The organism is Streptomyces sp. NPDC059256, from assembly GCF_042753785.1.
Taxonomy (GTDB): domain Bacteria; phylum Actinomycetota; class Actinomycetes; order Streptomycetales; family Streptomycetaceae; genus Streptomyces.
The window spans coordinates 1-1020 of record NZ_JBHYZO010000063.1 but is presented as its reverse complement, the minus strand read 5'-3'; the positions used below and the strand labels follow the sequence as shown (position 1 = coordinate 1020).

Below are 1020 nucleotides of genomic sequence, written 5' to 3'. Positions count from 1 at the left end.
GTGTGGTGGGTGGGTGTGGTGGGGTGGGTTTGGGGGGTGGTGGAGTTGGGTTTGATGGTGATGATGGGGGTGCCGTGGGTGGTGTGGGATTGGGTGGTGTAGGTGGCGGCGAAGGCGGTTTGGGTGGTTTGGGGGCCGTGGGGTGTGGGGGTGAGGTTGGTGGCGTCGGTGATGAGGCCGGAGTTGGTGCGGAGGGCGAGGCGGGCGGCGATTTCTTTGTTGTCGGGGGTGGAGGTGAGGAGGACGGTGGTGGGTTGGGTGTCGGTGTAGGCGGTGTGGAGGGCGTGGGTGTGGGGGGTGGTGTGGTGGTGGGTGTATTCGGGGGTGTTGTGGGTGTAGATGTGGGTGGCGCCGTATTCGGCGAGGGTGGTGTGGGTGTTTTCGGCGCCTGGGCCGAGGACGAGGGCGATGGGGTCGCCGAATTGGCGGGCGAGGGTGAGGAGTTCGAGGGTGGGTTTGCGGACGGTGCCTTCGTGGTGGTCGACGTAGACGAGGACGTTGGCCATGGGTTTCCTTCAACTCCTACACAAGACGGGACGGGACGCGTCGTGGCGTGGCGGGACGCGGGACGGGGTGGGTCGTGTCGTGGGACGGTTCGTGGGTTGTGTCGTGGGGTGGTGGGGTGGGTTAGATGAATTTGTGGGTGGCGAGGTAGTCGGCGATTTGTCGGCCGCCTTCGCCTTCGTCCTTGACGATGGTTCCCGCGCTCCGGGCGGGTCGTGCGGTGACCTCGTCGACGGTTGTCCACGCTCCGGTGTGGCCGACTTGTTCGGCGTCCAGGCCCAGGTCGTCCAGGTCCCAGGAGGTGACCGGCTTCTTCTTCGCCGCCATGATCCCCTTGAACGAGGGATAGCGTGCTTCACCCGACTGGTCCGTCACCGAGACTACGGCCGGCAGGGGTGCCTCCAACACCAACGACGCCGCATCACCATCACGACGTCCCACCACCACACCGTCCACCAACGACACCTCGGACAACAACGTCACCTGAGCCACCCCCAACCGCTCCGCCAACAACGC

1 protein-coding gene and 1 pseudogene are annotated in these 1020 nt (G+C 65.8%); both read right to left on the bottom strand.

Going from position 1 to position 1020, the window contains the following annotated elements; translation table 11 throughout:
* Nucleotides 1-506: pseudogene (locus tag ACFXJL_RS34840) on the bottom strand (electron transfer flavoprotein subunit alpha/FixB family protein); the annotation flags it as partial.
* Between the two features lie 121 nt (nt 507-627).
* On the bottom strand, nt 628-1020 hold a 393-nt coding region (locus ACFXJL_RS34835), incomplete at its 5' end, for an electron transfer flavoprotein subunit beta/FixA family protein (RefSeq protein ID WP_384699511.1).